This window comes from Variovorax sp. GW821-FHT09B05 (assembly GCF_059418265.1).
The window spans coordinates 87,755-107,599 of the sequence record NZ_JBWKPN010000011.1; the positions used below are offsets into that span (position 1 = coordinate 87,755).

Consider the following 19,845-nt stretch of genomic DNA (forward strand, 5'->3'; position numbering starts at 1 on the left):
GCCGCTCATCACTCGCCCGGGTGGCGGCCGATCCTCAGGGCGATGGACTACGAAAGACACCGATGGCAAATATCAAGCAATCCATGGACGAACTGATGACGATCGACGGCGCGCTGTGCGCGGCGCTGGTCGATTCCGGCAGCGGCATGATCCTGGGTCAGGTCGGCTCGGGCGTGGACCTCGAAGTGGCGGCCGCGGGCAATACCGAGGTGGTGCGCGCCAAGAACAAGACCATGCGCGCGCTCGGCCTGAACGACGTGATCGAGGACATCCTGATCACTCTCGGCCGCCAGTACCACATCATCCGCCCGCTGCAGAAGCACGAAGGCCTGTTCGTCTACCTGGTGCTCGACAAGTCGAAGTCGAACCTCGCGCTCGCGCGCCGCAAGACGCAGGACGTGGAGCAGAGCCTGGCGGTCTGACGCGGCGCGCGTCGGCAACGGACAATGCCGGCGGCACGCACCACGCCGCCGACCCCACGCCGGACTCCGCCGATTGAAGCCCTTTCCCCCCGCCCCGCCGTACCGCATCGTCGCAGCGGACCAGTTGCCGCCGGACCTCGAACAGGCCGCGCCGGCCCTGCCGCCGGCCGCGAGCTGGGCGCTCTACGACCTCGCGGCCGACCGGCTGCTGGGCCACGAGCCCGCGGCCGGCAGCTATCCGCCGGCCGGCCTCGCCAAGCTAGCGACCGCGATGCTGGTGGAGCGCAAGCTGGTCGCCGAACGGCGTGACCGCCGCGCCGAGCGCACGCCGGTCGCGGTCGGCGCCGAGGCCATGGTGCGGCTGTCGGTGCAGCGCCTGCTCGAAGCCGTGCTGATCGCCTCGTCCGACAGCGCGGCCTTCGCGCTCGCCGCCTGGCACAGCGGCACCACCGAGGCCTTCGTCGAGGCCATGAACCGGCAGGCCGCGGCCTGGGGCCTGCGCGACACCCGCTTCGCCTGCCCCGCGGGCCAGGACGAGAGCGCGCGCAGCAATGCCGGCGACGTGCTGCGGCTGGCCGCGCGGCTGATGCACGAGCATCCGGCGCTCGCGGCCATCGCGGGCAAGACCCGGCTCGATCCCTGGGAGCAGGCGCTGCCCAACGTCAACCTGCTGCTGGGCACGGTGCGCGGTGTCGACGGCCTGGCCGCGGCCTTCTCGCCGGCGACGGGCGCGCACCAGATCGCCACCGCGGCGCACGAGGGCCGGCGCCTGCTGGCCGTGGTGCTCGGCGCGCCGGACCGCGTGGTCTGTGCCCGGCTCGCGGCGGCGCTGCTGCGCAAGGGGTTCTCGATGCCGGCGGCGGCGGCGCCGGCCTGAGCGCGGCGGCTCGCTGTCAGGCGCGGCCCGACATCGGCCACAGCCGCACGGCCAGCGCCGCGGCCGAGGAGACGATCGCCAGCGCCGTCACCGCGGCCCAGCCCCATTGCGCGAGTGCCAGCGCACCCACCGCGGAGCCGATCGCCATGCCGATGAACATGGCCGTGAACAGCACCGCGTTGAGCCGGCTGCGCGCGCCGGGTTCGATGCCATAGACGATGGTCTGGTGCGCGATCAGCGTGGCCTGCACGCCGAGGTCGAAGCCGACCACCGCCACCACGATCACCGCGAGCTGCGCGCCCGGCGCCATCAGCGGCGCGAGCGCCATCACCGCGAACGAGACCACCACCAGCGCGGCGCCCAGCCGCGTCACCAGTTCCGGGCCGCGGCGGTCGGCCAGCCGGCCCGCGAGCGGTGCGGCCAGCGCACCGGCCGCGCCGGCCAGGCCGAAGGCGCCGGCCGCGGTGCTGCCGAGGTGGAAGGGTTCGCCGTGCAGCATCACGGCCAGCGTGGACCAGAAGGCGCTGAAGCCGATCGAGATCAGGCCCTGCGCCCAGGCTGCGCGGCGCAGCGCGCCGTGGCGCTGCCACAGCGTGGCGAGCGAGCGCAGCAGCGCGCCGTAGGCCAGGTGCGTGGTGGCCTTGAAGCGCGGCAGCCCGCGCCAGGCGGCCGCGCCGATCAGCGCGATGCTGGCGGCGGCGGCCACGAACATCGTGCGCCAGCCGAAGTGCTCGGCCACGAAGCCGCTGACCACGCGCGACAGCAGGATGCCGAACAGCAGCCCGGTCATCACCGTGCCCACGGTCTTGCCGCGGCTGGCCTCGGGCGCCAGCGTGGCGGCGGCGGGCACGATGTCCTGCGCCATGGTGGCGGCCAGCCCGATCGCCAGGCTCGCGGCCAGCAGCATGCCGACCGAGGGCGAGGCGCCCGCGAGCAGCAATGCCACGCACAGCACGGCCGCCTTGGCGAGGATGATGCGGCGCCGGTCGTAGCGGTCGCCCAGCGGCGCCAGGAACAGGATGCCCAGCGCATAGCCGAGTTGGGTCAGCGTGGGCACGAAGCCGACCGTGCGCGTCGGCGCGCCGATGTCGGCCGCGAGCACGCCCAGCATCGGCTGGCTGTAATAGAGGGCGGCCACCGCGAAGCCGGCGCCGCTGGCGAGCAGCAGCACCAGCGAGGCGGGCAGGGCCGGGGCGGCTGGCGCCAGCGGTTCGGTACCCGCATGCGCTGCTTGAATGGAAGACATGGTATTTACCCTTGGATTCGGCGGAAAGTGCGCGGAGTTTGCAGGGCTGAGCGCTCGAACGGTAGTCCTCGGCGGCGAACAACGTATATACGTCTGATGCATACAAGGCGCAAAATCGCGCCATGGCAACGAATTCCGCCCCCGCCACGCCCGCCGTTCCGGTCGCCAGCGCCCCGGCCGACCGTGTCGAGCTCATGCAGACCTTCGTGCGCATCGTCGAAGCCGGCAGCCTGTCGGCGGCCGCGGCCCAGCTCGGCATGAGCCAGCCCACCGTGAGCCGGCGGCTGCAGGCGCTCGAGCGTTCGCTCGGCCTGCGCCTGCTGCGGCGCTCCACCCATGGCATGAAGCTCACCGAGGACGGCGAGCGCTGCTTCGAGCGCGCGAAGGAGCTGCTGGCCGACTGGGCCGCCTTCGAGGACGAGCTGCGCGGCGCCGGCCGCGCGGCCGAGGGCACGCTGCGCGTGATCGCGCCGCATGCGCTCGGGCAGGACCTGCTGATGCATCCGCTGCACCGCTACCTGCGCGAGCAACCGCGCGTGGACGTCGAATGGCTGCTGCACGACCGGCGCCCCGACTTCATCACCGAGAACATCGACTGCGCGATCCAGGTCGGCGAGATCGACGACCCCTCGGTGGTGGCGCTCAAGCTGTCGGAGATCCCGCGCATCGTGGCCGCCGCGCCGGCGCTGATGGAAGGCCGGCCGCCGATCGCGCATGCCGCCGAGCTCGCGGCGCTGCCCTGGCTGGCACTGCGCACCTTCTACCGCACCGAGCTGCGGCTCTCGCACGTGACGACCGGCGAGGAATGCCGCGTGCCGATCCGCCCGCGCCTGAGCACCGACGGCCTCTACGCGCTGCGCAACGCGGCCGTGCTGGGGCTCGGCGCCTGCATGGGCTCGGCCTGGCTGCTCAACGACGACATCGCGCGCGGCCGGCTGCTGCGGCTGGTGCCGCAATGGCAGGCGCCGCCGCTGCCGGTGTACCTGGTCTATCCGCAGACGCGCTTCCAGTCGGCCAAGCTGCGGCACTTCATCGAGGCGGTGCGCGCCGCGCTGCCGCGCGCGATCGACGTGGCCGATTCGCTCGCGGGCGTGGTGGCCTGAGGCACGGCGACGCCGGCGGAGGACTTCATGCTCACCCACAAGCAGTTGCGCTACTTCGTCGACATCGTCGATGCCGGCAGCTTCAGCCTCGCGGCGGAGCGGCTCTACATCGCGCAGTCGGCGCTGAGCCGGCAGGTCAAGGAGATGGAAACGCAGCTGCAGGTGCCGCTGCTCGAGCGCGGCACGCGCCAGCTCGAGATGACGCCGGCCGGCCGCTCGTTGTATGCCGACGCGCGCCAGATCCTGCGCGCGCTCGATGCCGCCGCGCTGGGCGCGCGCCAGGCGCAACGCGGCATCGAGGGCACGGTGCAGCTGCTGCATTCGAGCTCGGTGCCGCTGTCGCCGGTGCTGCTCGGCGCGCTGCGCTCGCATGCGCTGCGCTGTCCGGGCGTGGCGATCGAGGTCGCGCAGGCCTCGTCCGAGCACCAGGCGCTCGACATCGCCGAGGGCCGCGCCGACATCGGCCTCGCGCGCGCGCCGGTGCTGCGCCGCCATCCGGGCGTGGGCCATGCGCCGCTGTTCGACGAGCCGCTGGTGGTGCTGCTGCCCGCCGCGCATGCGCTGGCCGGGCGCGCGCGGCTGCGGCTCACCGAGCTGCGCGCCGAGCCCTTCGTCGCGCTGCCGCACCGCGAGCGCGGCGGGCTCAGCCATGCGGTGGCCGAGCTGTGCCGCGCCGAGGGCTTCGAGCCCGTGGGCGCGCAGGTGCGCTCGCGCAAGTGGTCGCAGCTCGCGCTGGTGCAGGCCGGCTTCGGCCTCGCGATCGTGCCGGCCTCGATGGCCGCGCAGGCGCCCGCGGGCGTGCGCGCGCTGCCGCTCGACGGCGAGGGCTGCCGCAGCGGCGTGCTGGTGCTGTGGCGCGAGGGCGGGCCGCGGCATGCGCTCGCGCTGCGCGAGTCGCTGCAGGCCGCGTTCGCGCCATCGATCTGATTTCGAGATCGCCGCGCGTCGCATTCGGCATTGGCGCGGCGCGCCGCGAGCGCCTAGATTCGCGTTCGCCCCCACGAAGCGAGCGCCCATGACCTTTTCGTCGTCCCTGCAGCACCTGCTGCCCTTCACGCCGCTGCAGCTGCTGGCCATCTGCGCCGGCATCGTCGCGGCCTACGTGATCTTCGGCATCGCCGGCTTCGGCACCGCGCTGGTCGCCGGGCCGGTGCTCGCGCAGTTCGTGCCGGTGGCCACGGTCGTGCCGCTGCTGGCGCTGCTCGATTTCGTCGCGGCCGTGATCAACGTGAGCCGCGATGCCGGCGCGGCCGACCGCGCCGAGCTGCGCCGGCTGGTGCCGCTGATGGCGTTCGGCAGCCTCGTGGGGGCCGCGCTGCTACTGCTGGGACGGCCGCAGTCGATGCTGCTGGCGCTGGGCATCTTCGCGGTCGCCTATGCGCTGTATGCGCTCAGCGGCTGGCGGCCGGTCGCGCGGCTCTCGGCGCGCGCGGCCGTGCCCTTCGGCTTCGTCGGCGGCATCTTCTCGGCCATGTTCGGCAGCGGCGGCTTCATCTATGCGATCTATCTCGCGGGCCGCATCGACGAAAAGGAACGCGTGCGCGTCACCCAGTCCACGCTGATCGGCCTCAGCACGCTCACGCGCGCGCTGCTGTTCCTGGTGGCGGGCGTGTATGCCGAGGTCTCGATCCTCGCGCTCGCCGTGCTGCTGCTGCCCGCGATGCTGCTGGGCACCGCGCTGGGCCGGCGCATCACGCTGCGGCTGTCGCGCGAGCAGTTCCTGCGCGTGGTCGCGCTCGCGGTGCTGTGCTCGGGCGCCTTCCTGATCGTGCGCTACGCGATGGGCTGAAACCCGTGCGCTCAGGCCGCCTGCAGCCGGGGCGGCGCGACCTCGGGTTCCGCGCGCAGCTCGGCGCGCCGCGCGGCGATCGCTTCGGCGAGGAATTCCGCGTCGCGCGCCACGCCCGAGAAACGCCCCGAGCCCCAGGTGTGCAGCCACGGCAGCCCGAGGAAGTACAGCCCCGGCTCGCGCGTGACGCCGCGCTGGTGCACCGGGTGGCCGCGGCCGTTGAACACCGGCGCGTCGACCCAGGCGAAGTCGGGCGAGAAGCCGATGCACCACAGCACGCTGGTGATGCCCGCGGCCGCGAGATCGAGCCGGGTGCGTTCCTCGGCCGGCTCCCACACGGGCGCGTAGACCGAGGGCGGCGGCGCCTCGATGCCGTTGGCGGCGATGAACTTGTCGATCGAGGCGTTGATGCCGTTGTAGATGCGGTCGGCATGGTCGAGGTGCTCGCGCAGGTTGGGCTGGAACTGCAGCACGCCCTGGTCCAGGTCGGTCAGCAGGCCGAACAGTTCCATGCCCTCGCGCGCGAAGCGCCGCAGGTCGATGTCGCGCCCGCCGTCGCGGCCGGTCACGTAGTGGTTGGTGTTGTCGCGCACGCCCTCGCGCAGCGGATGGGCGGTGACCGGCATGTCGTAGTACTGCATGTCGGCCAGCCAGTCGACCACCTCGCGGCCGCGGTAGAAGCGCGCGCAGCGCGGCGCATCGCCCGTGGCCAGGTAGACCTTGCGGCCGGCCAGGTGCAGGTCCTCGGCGATCTGCGCGCCCGACTGGCCGCAGCCCACCACCAGCACCGCGCCCTCGGGCAGCTGCGCGGGGTTGCGGTACTGCGCCGAGTGGTACTGCGCCACCGAGGCCGGCAGCTTCTCGGCCAGCCGCGGCACGATCGGCTTGTGGTAGCCGCCCGAGGCCACCACTACCTGGTCGGCGGTGTAGAGGCCGGCGTCGGTCTGCACCTCGTAGCGGCCGCGCTCGCCGCTTTGCGGCACGTGCACCACGCGTTGCACCGTCACGCCCTCGAGCGCGGGCGGCTTCACCTGCGCCACGAAGCCCGCGAGCCAGTCATTGATCTGGTCCTTGACCATGAAGCCGTGCGGATCGTCGCCCTGGTAGGACCAGCCCGGCAGCTGGCACTGCCAGTTGGGCGTGACCAGGCAGAACGAATCCCAGCGCTGCGTGCGCCAGCTGTGGACCAGGCTGCGCTTCTCGATCACGAGGTGGTCGATGCCGCGCTGCTGCAGGCAGTGGCTCAGCGACAGGCCGGCCTGGCCGCCGCCGACGATCGCCACGCTGTAGTGGCTGCGGCCGCCGTAGGGATGCTCGGGATGGGTGGGGTGGGACATGGGGTCTCTCTTTCTCGATGGGGGCGCAAGGGGGAGGTCAATCGAAGGCCAGCACGGTGACTTCGGCGGCGGGCTCGAAGCGCGCGGCGATGCGTTCGATCTCGGCGAGCTGGTCCATCGCCTGCGAACAGGCGAAGCCATACTTCGCGCGCACGCGTTCGGAGGCGATGCCGAGCGCCTCGCGCGTGCGCCGCAGGAAATCGTCGAGCGCATAGCGTTCGCCGGGCGCGAGGAAGTCGCGCACCACCAGCGAGGGCGAGTAGCAGTGCGATTCGCTGGCATCGGGCCAGCGCACCTGGAAATGCATCACGGGCATGGGGCGGTCCTCGTCTCGATGGCGTGGGGGCGGCGCAGGCCTTCGCGGTAGAGAGCGACGTGCCGCTGCGCGCTCTCGGCCCAGCTGAAGTGCCGCGCGAGCCGGGCCGCCGATCGCGCGATGCGCGCGTCGTCGCGCCGCGCGAGCGCCTCGGCCAAGGCCTGCGCGATCGAGCCCGCATCGAGCGGGTCGGCCCAGCTCACGTCCTCGGGCGCGAGGTAGTCGGTGAAGGGCGCGATGCGCGAGGCCACCACGGGCCGCCCGCTCGCCAGGCCTTCGAGCACCACCAGGCCGAAGCCTTCGCGCAGCGAGGGCATCGCGACCACGTCGGCCAGGCGATAGAGCGCGGGAATGTCCTCGTCGGCCAGCGGCCCGGTGAGCCGCACGGCGCGGTCCGGGCCTTCGGCCAGCCCGAGGCGCGCGAGCGCGCTGGCGAAGGCCTGCATGGTGGCGCTGTGGTCGAGCAGGCTCGCGCCGCCCGCGATCACCAATTGCGCATCGGCCTGGCCCGGGCGCTGCCGCAGCAGTGCGAAGGCCTCGAGCAGGCGCAGCGTGTTCTTGCGTTCCTCGACGCCGCCGACGGCCAGCACCACCGGCGCGCCGGTGCGCAGCCCGAGCCGCCGCGCGAGCGCCGCGTCGCCGGCCTGCATGCGCGGCGAGAAGCGCGCGGTGTCGATGCCGTTCGCCACCTCCTGCGCCGCGATCCCGTGGTGCCGAGCGAGATGCTCGCACCACAGCCGGCTCACGCAGAAAACCTGCCGCGCGCGGACGAAGGCCTGGTGCTGCCAGTGCGCGAGCTGCGCATCGGCGAAGTCGTCGAGGTGATGGACCGTGCGCACGAAGCCCTCGATGCGGCCCATGTCCTGCAGCCGCGCCAGCGCGTTGCCGCCGATCGAGTCGTGGGTGTGGAGCACGTCGAAGCGCTCGTGCTCGAGCAGCGTGCCCAGGTGGTCGACGAAGGCCGCGATGCGCGTGCGCACCATCGCCACCGTGTCGGCCGGCGTGCCGTGCACCGGCACGAGCTCGGCGCGGCAGGGCGGTTCGCGGAAGAAGCGCTGGCCCGGCGCGGCCGGCGCGAACACGGTGACGGCATGGCCGGCCTCGTGCAGCGCACGCGCGAGTTCCAGCGTGTGGACCACGCCGCCGCGCGGGTTGACCGAATGCGTCAGCATCCCGATGCGCAGTGGGCGCTCGAGGTCGTCGTCAGCCATGGCGGGCCTCCTCGCGCAGGGCGGACGGCGCCGGCGGCTGGATGAAGGCATCGCGGCCGAAGTCCCACAGCAGGGCCTCCTCGCCATCGGCGCGCAGGCGCACGGTGCGGCTGGGGTCCACGGTGCCGATCACGCCGCAGGCGATGTCGCGCGCCGCGAAGCGCGCGAGCACGCGCGCTAGCTGCGCGGGCGCGACGCTGAGCACGAAGCCGTAGCTCGGGAACGACGACAGCCAGCGCAGCAGCGGCACGCCCTCGGGCGTCGGCAGCGCATCGAGCTCGATCGAGGCGCCCACGCCCGAGCATTCGAGCAGCATCATCGCGGTGCCGACCGCGCCGGCCATGCTGATGTCCTTGCCGGCGCGGCACAGGCCGGCCTCGGCCAGCGCGGGCAGCAGCTCGAGGTCGGCGCGCAGCCGCGCGGCCGGCGCGCGCGTCGAGGCGTTCCAGTAGGGGAAGGGCTCCTCGTAGGCGCCGCGCAGGTCGGCCGCCATCACCAGCAGGTCGCCGGGCCGCGCATCGAAGCTCGTGATCAGCCGGCGCGCATGGCCGAGGATCGCGACCGCGAGCTGCGGCCGCTCGCTGCGGTTGTTGCTGTGGCCGCCGACGATCGGCACGCCGTAGCGCGCCGCGGCCTCGGCCATGCCGCCGAGCACCTGGTCGGCCGGGTTCATGCCGCTGCTCCACAGCGCGTCGACCACCGCGGTCGGGCGCCCGCCCATCGCGTAGATGTCGCTCACGTTGACCATCACGCCGCAGTAGCCCGCGAACCAGGGCATGCGCACGATGAAGTCCTCGACCAGCCCCTCGATCGCGAACAGCAGGTAGCCGCCGCGGCCGTCGGGAATGGCGGCGCAGTCGTCGCCCACGGGCACGGCCTGCGCGAGCGCCGCGTGGCCGCCGGGCAGCGAGCGGCCCAGCGCGGCCACCACCTCGCTGATGTCGCGCTTGTGGGCGAAGCCGCGCGTGGCGCGCAGCGCTTCGGCGATCTCGGCGGCGCGGCTCATCGCGGCACCTTCGCGCGCGTGACGAAGCCGCTGACCGGATCGTGGCAGGGCGGATAGAAGCCGAGGTCGGCGCGCATGCGCGCATGCGGGCGGCTCTGCACCTCGCATTCGCCGAGCGTGGTCCAGCCGAGCTTGCGGAACAGCGGCTCGTTCTGCAGCTGCACCTGCGCGAGGAACAGCGTGCAGCCCAGCGCATGGGCGCGCGACACCGCGAGCCGGATCAGCGTCGCGCCCAGGTGGCCCTGGCTGCGGAAGGCCGGGTGCACCGCGAGCCGCGAGCCCCACCATTCACCCGCGGCCGCGCCGCGATGGATGCGCACCGTGCCCACCACCTGCTCGGGCATGCCGGCGTTGCACGACATCGCCACCAGCAGCAGCGCATGGTCGTCGATCGCGTCGCGGTCGTCGCGCGCGAAGATGCCCTGCTCGATGCAGAACACGGCGCGGCGCAGCGCCATCGCCTCGTCGCGCTCCCATTGCTGGGAGGCCTCGCGCACGAGGTATTCGACCGGCGCGTAGGCCAGCGGCAGCTCGCTCCAGGCTTCGGCGGTCTTCATCTCAGGCCTCGTAGACGGACAGCGACGAGCAGGCGCCGCACTTGCCGCAGCCGGCCTTGATGTCGGCCGAGCGCAGGCCGGCCGCCGCGACGCGTCGGCCCAGCGGCTCGAGCAGCGACTTCATGAACTCGGGCGTGGGGGCGGGATGGTCCTCGAGCGGCGTGCCGCTGATCGGCACGAAGGGCACGACGAAGGGGTAGACGCCGCGCGCGAGCAGTTCGTCGCAGACCGAGAGGATGGCCTCGCGCGAATCGCCGAGGCCCGCGAGGATGTAGGTGCTGACCTGGCCGCGGCCGAACACCGCCACCGCGGCCTCGAAGGCGCTCATGTAGCGCGACACCGGCACGCTGGCCTTGCCCGGCATGATGCGTTCGCGCACATCGGGCGTGACCACCTCCAGGTGCATGCCCAGCGTGTCGATGCCCGCGGCCTTCATGCGCTGGAACCAGCGGTCGTCGTCGGGCGGCTCGCACTGGCCCTGGATCGGGATGTCGACCGCGGCCTTGATCGCGAAGGCGCTCTCGCACAGCACGGCCGCGCCGCGGTCAGTGGCGTTGGGCGTGCCGGTGGTCAGCACCATGTGCTTCACGCCGTCGAGCAGCACGGCCGCGCGCGCCACCTCGGCGAGCTGCTGCGGCGTCTTGTGCGCGATGGTGCGGCCGGCCGCGAGCGACTGGCCGATCGCGCAGAACTTGCAGCTCTTGCGCCGGCTCTCGTAGCGGATGCAGGTCTGCAGCACGGTGGTGGCGAGCACGTCGCTGCCGTGCAAGGTGGCGATGTGCGAATAGGGCACGCCATCGAAGGTCTGCATCGCATAGAAGCGCGGCTGGCGCGGAAAGGCGATGTTCGCGATCGGGATGCTGCCGCGCATCACGCGGCTCACGCCCTGCGCGTTCGGCGCCTCGGCCGTGAACGGCGAATGCCAGGCGCTCGCGGTGTGCACCGGCACCATGATCGTGTGGCCGTCGACCAGCACGGCCTTGTGGTCCGAGGGGCCGGCGCCGCCGCGGCGGCTGGCGGCGCCCGCGCCGGGATCAACCAGCCGCAACCCGAAGGACTGGAGCTCCGTCATCAGCTGGCGGCTGTCCACCGGCGCGGAATTCGGTGCGGGATTCGGTGCGAGGGCGGCGGTCGTCGTCATGGTCGGGGCTCCGTGGGTGGGAAGAAAGGGTGTGCATCGGCACGGTGGTGGCCGCGGGCCGGTCGTCGATGGCGAGCGAGAGCAGCTCGGGGCGCGCGTAGTGGCCGACCGAATCCATCATTCGCTTGCGCTTGGCGATCAGCGCCATGTCGAGGTCGGCGATCACCATGCCTTCGCCCTCGGTGAGCGGCGGCGCGAGATGCCGGCCCTCGGGCGAGACGATGGCGGTGTGGCAGCCGCCGCGCAGCGCCTTCTGCAGGTTCGGGTCGGGCGTGACGCTGCGGATCTGCTCGTCGCTGAGCCAGCCGGTGGCGTTGACCACGAAGCAGCCCGACTCGAGCGCGTGGTGGCGGATCGTCACCTCCATCTGCTCGGCGAAGATCGGGCCCACCAGCGAGCCTGGGAACTGCGCGCAGTGGATCTCCTCGTGCTGCGCCATCAGGCTGTAGCGCGCCAGCGGGTTGTAGTGCTCCCAGCAGGCCAGCGCGCCGACGCGGCCGATGGCGGTGTCGACCACCTTGAGCCCGGCGCCATCGCCCTGGCCCCAGACCATGCGCTCGTGGTAGGTCGGCGTGATCTTGCGGCGCTTGAGCGCGAGCGTGCCGTCGGCGTCGAATACCAGCTGCGTGTTGTAAAGGCTGCCGTGGTCGCGCTCGTTCACGCCGAGCACCACCACCACGCCGCGGGCGCGCGCCCGCTCGGCCACGGCCTGCGTGACCGGGCCGGGCACCACCACCGCGCGCTCGGCCAGCAGCAGGTGCGGCGCGCCCTGCAGCACCGGCGGCAGCACGAAGCTGAAGTAGGGGTAGTAGGGCACGAAGGTCTCGGGGAAGACCGCGAGCTGCGCGCCCTTCGAAGCGGCCTCGTCGATCGCGCTGCACACCCGATCGAGCGTGCCGTCGGGACGGTCGAAGTCCGGCGCGATCTGGATCGCCGCGGCGCGGACGATGCGGGAAGAATTGGAGGTCCCCATCGCCGCACCTCAGCACGATGCCGCGGCGAGCGCAGCGAGGCCCGTTCGGGAAACACCGCGGAACCGGCTTTGCCGGGCCGCTGGTGTTGCCCCCTTGAGGGGGGAGGCGGCTACACGAAGTGAGCAAGCAACGGGGGTGGGCATCACAGCGTCCAGGTGTCGAGGATGAAGGCGTTCTGCTTGCGGTGCAGCAGGATCAGGTCGAGCACGTCGAGCGGGTTGATCGGCTTGATGCCCTCGATCAGCGCGCCCTCGCCATGGCCGTAGAGCGCCTGCAGCGCGAAGCGGCAGGCGTAGACCTTGCCGCCCTCGGCGATGAAGGTGGCGATCTGCTTGTTGAAGTTCTGGTGGCCCGGGAAGGCCTCGTCGCCCAGGGTCGGGAAGCCGCGCTGCACGCCCAGCGTGACACCGGGGCCGTAGAGAAGGATCGAGGTCTCGAAGCCCTTGCGCTTGAGGCGCGTGGCCTGCAGCAGGTTGACGAAGCCGATCGAGCCTTCGAAGGCCACGGTGTGGAAGGTCACGAGCGCCTTCTCGCCGGGCTCGGCCTTCACGTCTTCGAACACCTTCTCTTCGTAGTCGACGAGGAACTCGCCTTTTTCGTTGCGGGGACGGGTCACGGTGGGCATGGGGTACTCCGGTGAAAGGGATGAAGGAGAGGAACGCAGCAGCGTCTGCGCGCCTTCTTCTTCGCATGCCATGTGCCAAGGCGCGGGGCCCGCGATGCAATCAAGTTGCGATCAAGGCGCAGCGGTGCCGCATGCGGGCGCGAAAAAATTTCCGCGCGGGTGCCGCGGACGCGTCGCGCGGCGTTCGCGGCGGGCCGGGCCGCACCGTGGCGAAGCGTTCGGCGTGCGATCAATGCACCCGATCAATGGGGTTGATCGCACCCGTTCGAGGCATCGCTGGCCCTCGGAGCCCCCGGGGGACGGGCACGTTTCCTGCGGGTTGATCGGTCTCCCGATGCAATCAATGGATGCAATCAAGTGGCCGCCACCGACACCGCCCCGATCGCCCCCATCACGCTGCACTGGCGCAAGCAGCTGCGCGCCAGCGCCAAGCCGGCCTACCTGCTGCTGGCCGACCTGATCGCCGACGACATCCGCACCGGCCGGCTCGGCGCGCGCGACCGGCTGCCCACGCTGCGCGAGCTGGCGGCGGACCTGCAGCTCAACTACACGACCGTGGCGCGCGGCTATGCCGAGGCGCGCAAGCGCGGGCTGATCGACTCGCGCGCGGGCACCGGCACCTTCATCCGCACCGGCAGCCCGAGCCTGCGGCTGCGCGGCGGCAGCGGCGCCGAGATGACGATGAACATGCCGCCCGAGCCGCGCGACGAGCACCTGGTGGCGCGCATGCACGAGGGCGCCGCGCAGGCCTTCGCGCAGGCCGACCTCTACGACCTGCTGCGCTACCAGGACTTCGGCGGCACGGTGCACGACCGCGAGGCCGCGATGCAGTGGCTGCGCCCGCACGTGCCCGAGGCCGGCGTCGACCGCATCCTCGTGTGCCCCGGCATCCACGGCGTGCTGACCGCGCTGATCTCGCAGCTCGCGCGGCCCGGCGAACTGGTGTGCGTGGAGTCGCTGACCTATCCGGGCATCAAGGCCATCGCGGCCCAGCTCGGCGTGCAGCTGCATGCGCTGCAGCTCGACGACGACGGCCCGATCGCCGATGCCTTCGAGCACGCCTGCAAGACCCTGAAGCCCAAGGCGCTGTACTGCAACCCGACCCTGCTCAACCCCACCACCGGCACCGTGAGCCGCGCGCGGCGCGAGGCGCTGGCCGACGTGGCGCTGCGCTACGCCGTGCCGATCATCGAGGACGACGCCTACGGCATGCTGCCGCGCCAGATGCCGCCCACGCTCGCCACGCTGGCGCCCGCGCTGACCTACTACGTCACCGGCTTCTCCAAGTGCTTCGGCGCGGGGCTGCGCAGCGCCTACGTCTGCGCGCCGACCGCGCGCCAGTCGCAGCGGCTCGCGGGTGCCCTGCGCGCCACCACGGTGATGGCCTCGCCGGTCACCAATGCGCTGACCACGATGTGGGTCGAGGACGGCACGGCCGACGCCATGCTGCAGGCGGTGCGCGCCGAATCGGCCGCGCGCCAGCTGCTGGCCGCGCGCCACCTCGGCGGCCACGGGCTGCAGGCCCATCCCGAGGGCTTTCATGCCTGGCTGCCGCTCACGCCGGGCTGGAGCCCGGTCGAGTTCGCCTCCTTCCTGCGCACGCGCAACGTGGGCGTGGTCGCCAGCGCGGCCTTCTCGACCGACGGCGATCCGCCCGACGCGGTGCGCATCTGCCTCGGCGGCCCGATGTCGCGCGAGGAGTGCGACGACGCGCTGCGGCTGATCGCGGACACGCTGACGCATCCGCTGCATCCGCACGCGACGGTGCAGGAAAGAGCCTTCTAGCTATGCAGGGTCGTGGCAGCAGACGCAGAGCTTGTTGCCGTCGGGATCGCGGAAGTAGGCGCCGTAGTAGTTGGCGTGGTAGTGCGGGCGCAGCCCGGGCGGGCCTTCGCAACGCCCGCCGTGGGCCAGCGCCACGGCATGGACGCGGTCGACCGTGGCACGGTCGGCCGCCAGCAGCGCGACCATCTGGCCGTTGCCCACCGCCGGCTCCTGGCCGTCGAAGGGCGCGCCGATCAGGAACAGCGGGCGCGGCGCGTCGGGGCGCTGCCAGCCGGCCCAGGGGCGGCTGTCGTCGCGAAAGCGCAGCACATGGCCGAGCTCGGCCATGAGGGCGGCATGGAAGCCGAAGGCGCGCTCGAAGTCGCTCACGCCGAGGAATACGTGGGAAAGCATGGCGGCAGGCCCGGGAAGCGAGGGGGACGGCTATCGTGCCTCAAAGGCCGCGCTATCCCGGCCGGTTGTTACGGCGTGAAACACCGGACTACAGCCCGGTAAGATCGCCGGACTGGCCGGAACGCCGTTCCGGCCGCCGGCTCCACCCGCATCCTCATCCATGGTTTTGGCCCGCTACCGAAGAAAAGGCGCTGCCTGATGGCGACCGCCGCCTCGATCACCAGCCTCACGCCCGTGCCGGCCTCCGCCGACGAGGCCGAGGCCTGGGTGCGCGGCGAGCTGATCCGCAGCCTGATGCGCTCGGCGCGCGGTTCCTACCTCGTGTCGGGCACCTTGATGGTCGGCATGGCGGCGCTCAACTGGTCGGCGCTGCCGCGCTGGGAGGTCCTGACCTGGCTCACCGCCGGCCTGATCTCGATGGCCTGCCGGGCCTGGGCCGCGCGCGTGTACGCGGTGCGCTACGTCGGGCGCAGCGCGCTGGCGCAGCAGCAGTACGCCGACCGCTATGCCTTCGTCTGGACCGCCAGCGCCTTCGTCTGGGGGCTGTCGGTGCTGCTGTTCTTCGAGCGCGTGCCGCAGGTCAACCAGTTCATCAGCTGGCTGGTGATCGCGGGCGTCGCGACCTCGCCGCTCAACGGGCTGGCGCTGCACCCGCCGCTGCTCAAGCGCTTCGTCAACACGCTGTTCGCCACCGTGCTCGGTTCGGTGCTGGTGCGGCTGGTGGTCATCAACCTCGAGCATCCGCAGTTCCAGTACGGCTTCCTGCTGCCGATCCTGCCTACGCTGCACTGGTACCTGCTGCTGCGCGCCGGCCATCACATCCACGAGACCGCGCGCAACAGTCTGGAGCTGCTGTTCCACAACCACATCCTGATCAAGTCGCTGACCCAGCAGCGGCAGGCGGCGGTGGCGGCCGTGGCGATGAAGAACCGCTTCCTCGCGAGCGCCGCGCACGACATGCGCCAGCCGGTGCTGGCGCTGTCGCTGTATGCCGACTGGCTGCGCAACGAGCCCGAGCTGGTGCTCGAGCTGGCGCCGAAGATCGTGCGCGCCACCCATGCGGTCAATGCGCTGTTCGATTCCATGTTCGACCTCGCGCGCATCGACTCGGGCCAGGTGCGGCTGCACATCGAGCGCGTGGACATCGCCGAGCTGCTGCAGGACCTCGAGCTGCAGTACCGCCCCGTGGCCGAGAGCAAGGGGCTCGACTTCCGCGTCCACGTGACCGAGGGCAGCTTCCTCACCGACCCGATCCGGGTGCGCCGCATGATCGGCAACCTGCTGGCCAATGCGATCAAGTACACGCCCGAGGGCGGCGTACTGTTGGCCTCGCGCCGCACCCGCGAGGGCATGCGCGTGGAGGTCTGGGACACCGGCATCGGCATCGCGCCCGAGCACCTGCGCGACGTGTTCCTCGAGTTCTACAAGGTGGCCGACCATGCCGGCACCTCCGACGGCTTCGGCCTCGGCCTGGCGATCGTCGCGCGCCTGTCGCACGTGCTGGGCCACCCGGTCAGCGTGCGCTCGCGCCTGGGCAGCGGCAGCGTGTTCCGCGTGGCGCTGCACGATGCGGACGAGGCGGTGGCGCAGGCGCGGGTGAGTGCGGCGGTGGGCTGAGAGCCTCCGCGTCACCAGGCCGACCTGGGGATTTGGCGCAGGGCCGAGGTGCCCGCTGCTGTTATCTTCCCCGCCATCTCGAAACGGAACCGCAGAGCCGCATCCAGCAGGCCGTTTCCGTTCTTTCAAGACAGGGCACGGGAGGGCCCGCAGAGATGATCCACAAGTTCAGATACGCCGTGGGAGCGGCCATGGTCGCGATGCTGTGCGCATGCGGTGGCGGAGGCGGCGGTGGTTCCGCCGGTTTCGCTTTCCTGCCGCCGGTTGCTCCGCCCGCGACCGGCGGGCCTTCCGGTCCCTCCGGCCCCTCGGAACCCGAAACCCCCACGCCCACCGACAACGCGCCGCCGGTCGCCGCGGCCGCGAAGGCTTCGGCGGGCACGCTGGGGCTGGTCGCCACGCTCGATGGCAGCGGCAGCAAGGCTTCGGCGGGGCGGTCGCTGAGCTATGCCTGGATCCTGCAGTCCAAGCCATTGGGCAGCCAGGCGGTGCTGGCCGATGCGAATGGCGCGAAGCCGTCGCTGCTGCTCGACGAGCAAGGCGACTATGTCGTGCGGCTGGTGGTGAACGATGGCGTGAAGGACAGCGAGCCGGCGTATATCACCGTCACACCGGCCGTTCCGGCCACGACCGGTCCGATCTACAAGTTCGCGTTGATCGAGACCACACCGACGCCCGACACCGATCGGCGGGGGCAGTACGCGTTCTGCGAATTCCGTCGCCAGGAAGGGCGTGCGCAGGACTTCTGGCCCGCCGGGGGCGATGCCATCAGATACTGCTCCGTGCTGCTTCCCGGCATGGAGCAGGGCGCGGCGAGGGGGCTTGGCACCATTTCCGGCATCGCGCCCGACAGGCTGCCTTCCTTCGTTCACACCTCCATCGGGACGCCCAGCTTGGGGGCCTATCCGGCAGACACGCCGGCCATGCCGGTCGGCATGAGCTACGACATATCGCCGGACGTCGTCAGGATTGCACGAACGCCGCTCGGAAAGAGCGTCGGCGAGTCGCTGGGATTCACGCTCGAGGGGATCCGGGGTGCGTTCGGGAAGGGCCGCTACAGGATCGCCGGTGCGGTCCTTGCGCAGAATGCGCCGCCGGGCTGGGACGCCGCGGTGGAGATGACGGTGCGGGTCCGCATGGCGGCCTACGACCGCGGCACGCTCGTCGCGAACTTCGACATCTATTCGAAGCGGTTCACCGCGGATTTCTCGGACGACGTGGAGTTCGATCTCGCCGCGAGTGCCTACCAGGTGCAGGCGCCCGGCGCGACGCAGGTGGTTCAATCGCTCGAGGTGACCCAGCAGGTCGCCTATTCGCGCAAGACGCCCTGAGTAGCTGGGGGTGCCGCCCCCGCGGCGCCCCCAAAAGAAAAAGCCGCGCACACGGCGCGGCCCCTTCACGACGCTGCAGCCGGCCTCAGCCCGACAGCAACCCGTTCGTGCGCGCGTAATGCAGCGCCTGCGTGCGGCTCTTCACGCCGAGGCGGCGGAACAGGCGCCACAGGTGCACCTTCACCGTGTGTTCGCTGATCTCGAGGTCGGTGGCGATGTCGCGGTTGCTCATGCCCTTGTCGAGCATGGCGATCAACTGGGTCTGGCGCTTCGAGAGCTTGCTGTTGCTGGCCAGCGGCGGCTCGTCGGTTTCTTCCGAACCGGCCATCAGCAGGCCGCGCAGGGCCGCCGCCAACTCGGCCGAGCTGGCCGACTTCTCGATGTAGGTGTCGGCACCGGCTTCGATGCAGGCGTCTTCCATGTCGGCCGAGGGCGCCGCCGAATAGACGGCGATCGGCACGTTGGGATAGACCTGCTTGACCGCGATCACGCCCGAAACGCCGTTGGTGTCGGGCAGCTTCAGGTCGAGACAGAAGAGCGTGGGCGCTCCGCGCTGCGCGACGGAACTCGCGAGCTTGTCGAGCCGTTCGAGCTCGACGATGTTCTCGGCCGGACGAAGGCGCCGCAGGACCATCACGATCGCGTCGCGCATCAGGGGGTGGTCGTCGATGACATATATGCTCATGTTTTCTTCCTTTGTGATCGCACCGTCTTCTCTCTTCACGTCCACCGGCGGATGGGCCGATGGCGGTTGCCGGATCATCCGCCCTTGGTGGTGGCGGTGGCCTCCGACAGTGCCTCCAGCGCCTCGCTCGCGGCGCGCAATCCTTCATCCGTGGCGATCGGCTCGAGCCGATCCGCATAAGTCGTCAAGGCCGCACCGCGCTGCTCCTGCAGCGCCGCGATGGTACGGCCGGCCTCCTGCGGCGAGGCGAATGCTCGGCTCTGCAGCAGGGTTTCGCCGCTCGCGTCGAGCAGCTTGAAATAGAACATCCCGTCGCGTTCGCGGTACTGCTTGAAGCCGGCCTTGCCGGCCCCCTTGCCGCCCTTGCGCGCCTTGGCGCCGTCGCCCGCGTCGGCCAGGTTGCGCAGTCCGACGGCATGGCGCAGCCGCGTCATGAACGGGCGCGACAGCGCGCGCGCCTTGTCGGCACCGACGAGCAGCGTGCGCTCGATCTGCGCCGGGTCGGCCATCAGCGCCTCGTAGCGCTCGCGCAGCGGCGCCACCTCGCGGTCGATGCGCTCGAACAGCACCTGCTTGGCGTCGCCCCAGGCGATGCCCTCGGCGTAGGACTTGCGCAGCGCCTCCGTTTCGTCGGCGCTCGCGAAGGCCTGGTAGATCTGGAACAGCGCCGAGCCCTCGGTCTCCTTGGGCTCGCCGGGCGCGCGCGAGTCGGTCACGATGCTCGCGATCTGCTTCTGCAACTGGGCGCGCGGCGTGAACAACGGGATCGTGTTGTTGTAGCTCTTGCTCATCTTGCGGCCGTCGAGGCCGGGCAGGGTGGCGACGGCCTCGTCGATCTCGGCGTCCGGCAGCGTGAAGTGATCGCCGTAGAGGTGGTTGAAGCGCTGCGCCATGTCGCGCGCCATCTCGATGTGCTGCACCTGGTCGCGGCCCACGGGCACCTTGTGGGCGTTGAACATCAGGATGTCCGCGCCCATCAGCACCGGGTACATGAACAGGCCCGCCGTGACGTCGGCATCGACGTCCTCGCCCTTGGCCGTGTTCTTGTCGACCTGGGCCTTGTAGGCATGGGCGCGGTTGAGGATGCCCTTGCCGGTGACGCAGGTCAGGAACCAGGTGAGCTCGGGGATCTCGCCGATGTCGGACTGACGGTAGAAGGTGACGCGCTCGGGATCGAGCCCGCAGGCCAGCCAGCTGGCGGCGATCTCCAGCGTGGAGCGCTGGATCTTCGCGGGCTCCTGCACCTTGATGAGGGCGTGGTAGTCGGCCAGGAAGAAGTAGCTCTCGACGCCGGGTGCGACGCTCTGGCGCACCGAATGGCGGATCGAGCCGACGTAGTTGCCGAGATGGGGCGTGCCGGAGGGCGTGATGCCGGTGAGGACGCGCAGCGGGGAGGGGGAGGACGAAGCCATGGTCGGAACTGGAAACTA

General features: G+C 71.4%; 20 protein-coding genes. 8 read left to right on the forward strand and 12 right to left on the reverse strand.

The genetic code is table 11. The features are described from left to right. Positions 1-62 precede the first annotated feature (62 nt). Both AC07RM_RS26420 and AC07RM_RS26425 read left to right on the forward strand, forming a co-directional pair. Entirely contained in the window at positions 63-422 is a 360-nt protein-coding gene (locus AC07RM_RS26420; RefSeq protein WP_093340782.1) for a hypothetical protein, read from the forward strand. A gap of 73 nt (positions 423-495) precedes the next feature. Next, positions 496-1,299: a D-alanyl-D-alanine carboxypeptidase family protein gene (locus AC07RM_RS26425; RefSeq protein ID WP_495336456.1), complete on the forward strand. Its 804-nt coding sequence runs from the start codon at positions 496-498 to the stop codon at positions 1,297-1,299. Between the two features lie 16 nt (positions 1,300-1,315). On the opposite strand, the gene AC07RM_RS26430 is transcribed toward AC07RM_RS26425, so the two are convergent. Continuing rightward, a complete protein-coding gene (locus AC07RM_RS26430) occupies positions 1,316-2,545 on the reverse strand; it encodes an MFS transporter (protein ID WP_495336457.1) in 1,230 nt (409 codons plus the stop codon). 122 nt (positions 2,546-2,667) lie between these two features. On the opposite strand from AC07RM_RS26430, the gene AC07RM_RS26435 reads away from it, so the two are divergent. The 3 genes from AC07RM_RS26435 (at position 2,668) to AC07RM_RS26445 (ending at position 5,437) form a co-directional block, all read left to right on the forward strand. After that, positions 2,668-3,648, forward strand: coding sequence for a LysR family transcriptional regulator (locus tag AC07RM_RS26435; protein ID WP_495336458.1), 981 nt, complete (start codon positions 2,668-2,670; stop codon positions 3,646-3,648). Between the two features lie 27 nt (positions 3,649-3,675). Beyond that, positions 3,676-4,575, forward strand: a complete 900-nt coding sequence (locus AC07RM_RS26440; protein WP_495336459.1) for a LysR family transcriptional regulator — start codon at positions 3,676-3,678, stop codon at positions 4,573-4,575. 88 nt (positions 4,576-4,663) lie between these two features. Beyond that, positions 4,664-5,437: a sulfite exporter TauE/SafE family protein gene (locus AC07RM_RS26445; RefSeq protein WP_495336460.1), complete on the forward strand. Its 774-nt coding sequence runs from the start codon at positions 4,664-4,666 to the stop codon at positions 5,435-5,437. Positions 5,438-5,448: 11 nt separating this feature from the next. On the opposite strand, the gene AC07RM_RS26450 is transcribed toward AC07RM_RS26445, so the two are convergent. The 8 genes from AC07RM_RS26450 to AC07RM_RS26485 all read right to left on the reverse strand — a co-directional run bounded on the left by AC07RM_RS26450 (position 5,449) and on the right by AC07RM_RS26485 (position 12,604). Next, the gene (locus AC07RM_RS26450) at positions 5,449-6,774 is read right to left on the reverse strand and encodes an MSMEG_0569 family flavin-dependent oxidoreductase (protein WP_495336462.1); all 1,326 of its coding nucleotides are present in this window, start codon (positions 6,772-6,774) and stop codon (positions 5,449-5,451) included. A gap of 37 nt (positions 6,775-6,811) precedes the next feature. Then, positions 6,812-7,090: an MSMEG_0570 family nitrogen starvation response protein gene (locus AC07RM_RS26455; protein WP_495336463.1), complete on the reverse strand. Its 279-nt coding sequence runs from the start codon at positions 7,088-7,090 to the stop codon at positions 6,812-6,814. Continuing rightward, complete coding sequence (locus AC07RM_RS26460; protein WP_495336464.1) at positions 7,081-8,301, reverse strand: MSMEG_0565 family glycosyltransferase; 1,221 nt, start codon at positions 8,299-8,301, stop codon at positions 7,081-7,083. Before AC07RM_RS26460 ends, AC07RM_RS26455 begins: the two co-directional genes overlap by 10 nt. Next, entirely contained in the window at positions 8,294-9,307 is a 1,014-nt protein-coding gene (locus tag AC07RM_RS26465) for a sll0787 family AIR synthase-like protein (protein WP_495336465.1), read from the reverse strand. Before AC07RM_RS26465 ends, AC07RM_RS26460 begins: the two co-directional genes overlap by 8 nt. Then, positions 9,304-9,864 carry an MSMEG_0567/Sll0786 family nitrogen starvation N-acetyltransferase gene (locus tag AC07RM_RS26470; RefSeq protein WP_495336466.1) on the reverse strand — a complete coding sequence of 187 codons (561 nt, stop codon included), beginning with the start codon at positions 9,862-9,864 and terminating at the stop codon, positions 9,304-9,306. Before AC07RM_RS26470 ends, AC07RM_RS26465 begins: the two co-directional genes overlap by 4 nt. Before the next feature lies 1 nt (position 9,865). Then, positions 9,866-10,936 (reverse strand): MSMEG_0568 family radical SAM protein, encoded by a 1,071-nt coding sequence (locus AC07RM_RS26475; RefSeq protein WP_495336577.1) that lies wholly within the window; start codon positions 10,934-10,936, stop codon positions 9,866-9,868. After that, the gene (locus AC07RM_RS26480) at positions 10,899-11,978 is read right to left on the reverse strand and encodes a Nit6803 family nitrilase (protein ID WP_495336467.1); all 1,080 of its coding nucleotides are present in this window, start codon (positions 11,976-11,978) and stop codon (positions 10,899-10,901) included. Before AC07RM_RS26480 ends, AC07RM_RS26475 begins: the two co-directional genes overlap by 38 nt. A gap of 143 nt (positions 11,979-12,121) precedes the next feature. Beyond that, positions 12,122-12,604, reverse strand: a complete 483-nt coding sequence (locus AC07RM_RS26485; protein ID WP_057594427.1) for an MSMEG_0572/Sll0783 family nitrogen starvation response protein — start codon at positions 12,602-12,604, stop codon at positions 12,122-12,124. Positions 12,605-12,985: 381 nt separating this feature from the next. On the opposite strand from AC07RM_RS26485, the gene AC07RM_RS26490 reads away from it, so the two are divergent. Beyond that, entirely contained in the window at positions 12,986-14,389 is a 1,404-nt protein-coding gene (locus tag AC07RM_RS26490) for an aminotransferase-like domain-containing protein (RefSeq protein ID WP_093341244.1), read from the forward strand. On the opposite strand, the gene AC07RM_RS26495 is transcribed toward AC07RM_RS26490, so the two are convergent. Next, a complete protein-coding gene (locus AC07RM_RS26495; RefSeq protein WP_495336468.1) occupies positions 14,390-14,782 on the reverse strand; it encodes a VOC family protein in 393 nt (130 codons plus the stop codon). A 198-nt stretch (positions 14,783-14,980) separates the two neighbouring features. On the opposite strand from AC07RM_RS26495, the gene shkS reads away from it, so the two are divergent. Continuing rightward, on the forward strand, positions 14,981-16,399 hold the full coding sequence (gene shkS, locus AC07RM_RS26500) for a surface-behavior sensor histidine kinase ShkS (RefSeq protein ID WP_057594426.1): 1,419 nt from the start codon (positions 14,981-14,983) through the stop codon (positions 16,397-16,399). 191 nt (positions 16,400-16,590) lie between these two features. Further along, the gene (locus AC07RM_RS26505; RefSeq protein WP_495336469.1) at positions 16,591-17,730 is read left to right on the forward strand and encodes a PKD domain-containing protein; all 1,140 of its coding nucleotides are present in this window, start codon (positions 16,591-16,593) and stop codon (positions 17,728-17,730) included. 85 nt (positions 17,731-17,815) lie between these two features. Here AC07RM_RS26505 and AC07RM_RS26510 read toward each other — a convergent pair whose 3' ends face one another. Then, positions 17,816-18,415 (reverse strand): response regulator transcription factor, encoded by a 600-nt coding sequence (locus tag AC07RM_RS26510; RefSeq protein WP_057594424.1) that lies wholly within the window; start codon positions 18,413-18,415, stop codon positions 17,816-17,818. 74 nt (positions 18,416-18,489) lie between these two features. Continuing rightward, on the reverse strand, positions 18,490-19,827 hold the full coding sequence (locus tag AC07RM_RS26515) for a tryptophan--tRNA ligase (RefSeq protein WP_093340754.1): 1,338 nt from the start codon (positions 19,825-19,827) through the stop codon (positions 18,490-18,492). Positions 19,828-19,845 lie beyond the last annotated feature (18 nt).

Bases quoted from the DNA above. Each gene is read 5' to 3' on its own strand.
- AC07RM_RS26430 (WP_495336457.1), bottom strand. From the start codon at position 2,545: ATGTCTTCCATTCAAGCAGCGCATGCGGGTACCGAACCGCTGGCGCCA.
- AC07RM_RS26495 (WP_495336468.1), bottom strand. From the start codon at position 14,782: ATGCTTTCCCACGTATTCCTCGGCGTGAGCGACTTCGAGCGCGCCTTC.
- AC07RM_RS26510 (WP_057594424.1), bottom strand. From the start codon at position 18,415: ATGAGCATATATGTCATCGACGACCACCCCCTGATGCGCGACGCGATC.
- AC07RM_RS26440 (WP_495336459.1), top strand. From the start codon at position 3,676: ATGCTCACCCACAAGCAGTTGCGCTACTTCGTCGACATCGTCGATGCC.
- AC07RM_RS26480 (WP_495336467.1), bottom strand. From the start codon at position 11,978: ATGGGGACCTCCAATTCTTCCCGCATCGTCCGCGCCGCGGCGATCCAG.
- AC07RM_RS26470 (WP_495336466.1), bottom strand. From the start codon at position 9,864: ATGAAGACCGCCGAAGCCTGGAGCGAGCTGCCGCTGGCCTACGCGCCG.
- AC07RM_RS26515 (WP_093340754.1), bottom strand. From the start codon at position 19,827: ATGGCTTCGTCCTCCCCCTCCCCGCTGCGCGTCCTCACCGGCATCACG.
- AC07RM_RS26485 (WP_057594427.1), bottom strand. From the start codon at position 12,604: ATGCCCACCGTGACCCGTCCCCGCAACGAAAAAGGCGAGTTCCTCGTC.
- AC07RM_RS26450 (WP_495336462.1), bottom strand. From the start codon at position 6,774: ATGTCCCACCCCACCCATCCCGAGCATCCCTACGGCGGCCGCAGCCAC.
- AC07RM_RS26420 (WP_093340782.1), top strand. From the start codon at position 63: ATGGCAAATATCAAGCAATCCATGGACGAACTGATGACGATCGACGGC.
- shkS (WP_057594426.1), top strand. From the start codon at position 14,981: ATGGCGACCGCCGCCTCGATCACCAGCCTCACGCCCGTGCCGGCCTCC.
- AC07RM_RS26455 (WP_495336463.1), bottom strand. From the start codon at position 7,090: ATGCCCGTGATGCATTTCCAGGTGCGCTGGCCCGATGCCAGCGAATCG.
- AC07RM_RS26505 (WP_495336469.1), top strand. From the start codon at position 16,591: ATGGTCGCGATGCTGTGCGCATGCGGTGGCGGAGGCGGCGGTGGTTCC.
- AC07RM_RS26435 (WP_495336458.1), top strand. From the start codon at position 2,668: ATGGCAACGAATTCCGCCCCCGCCACGCCCGCCGTTCCGGTCGCCAGC.
- AC07RM_RS26445 (WP_495336460.1), top strand. From the start codon at position 4,664: ATGACCTTTTCGTCGTCCCTGCAGCACCTGCTGCCCTTCACGCCGCTG.
- AC07RM_RS26460 (WP_495336464.1), bottom strand. From the start codon at position 8,301: ATGGCTGACGACGACCTCGAGCGCCCACTGCGCATCGGGATGCTGACG.
- AC07RM_RS26475 (WP_495336577.1), bottom strand. From the start codon at position 10,936: ATGACGGAGCTCCAGTCCTTCGGGTTGCGGCTGGTTGATCCCGGCGCG.
- AC07RM_RS26465 (WP_495336465.1), bottom strand. From the start codon at position 9,307: ATGAGCCGCGCCGCCGAGATCGCCGAAGCGCTGCGCGCCACGCGCGGC.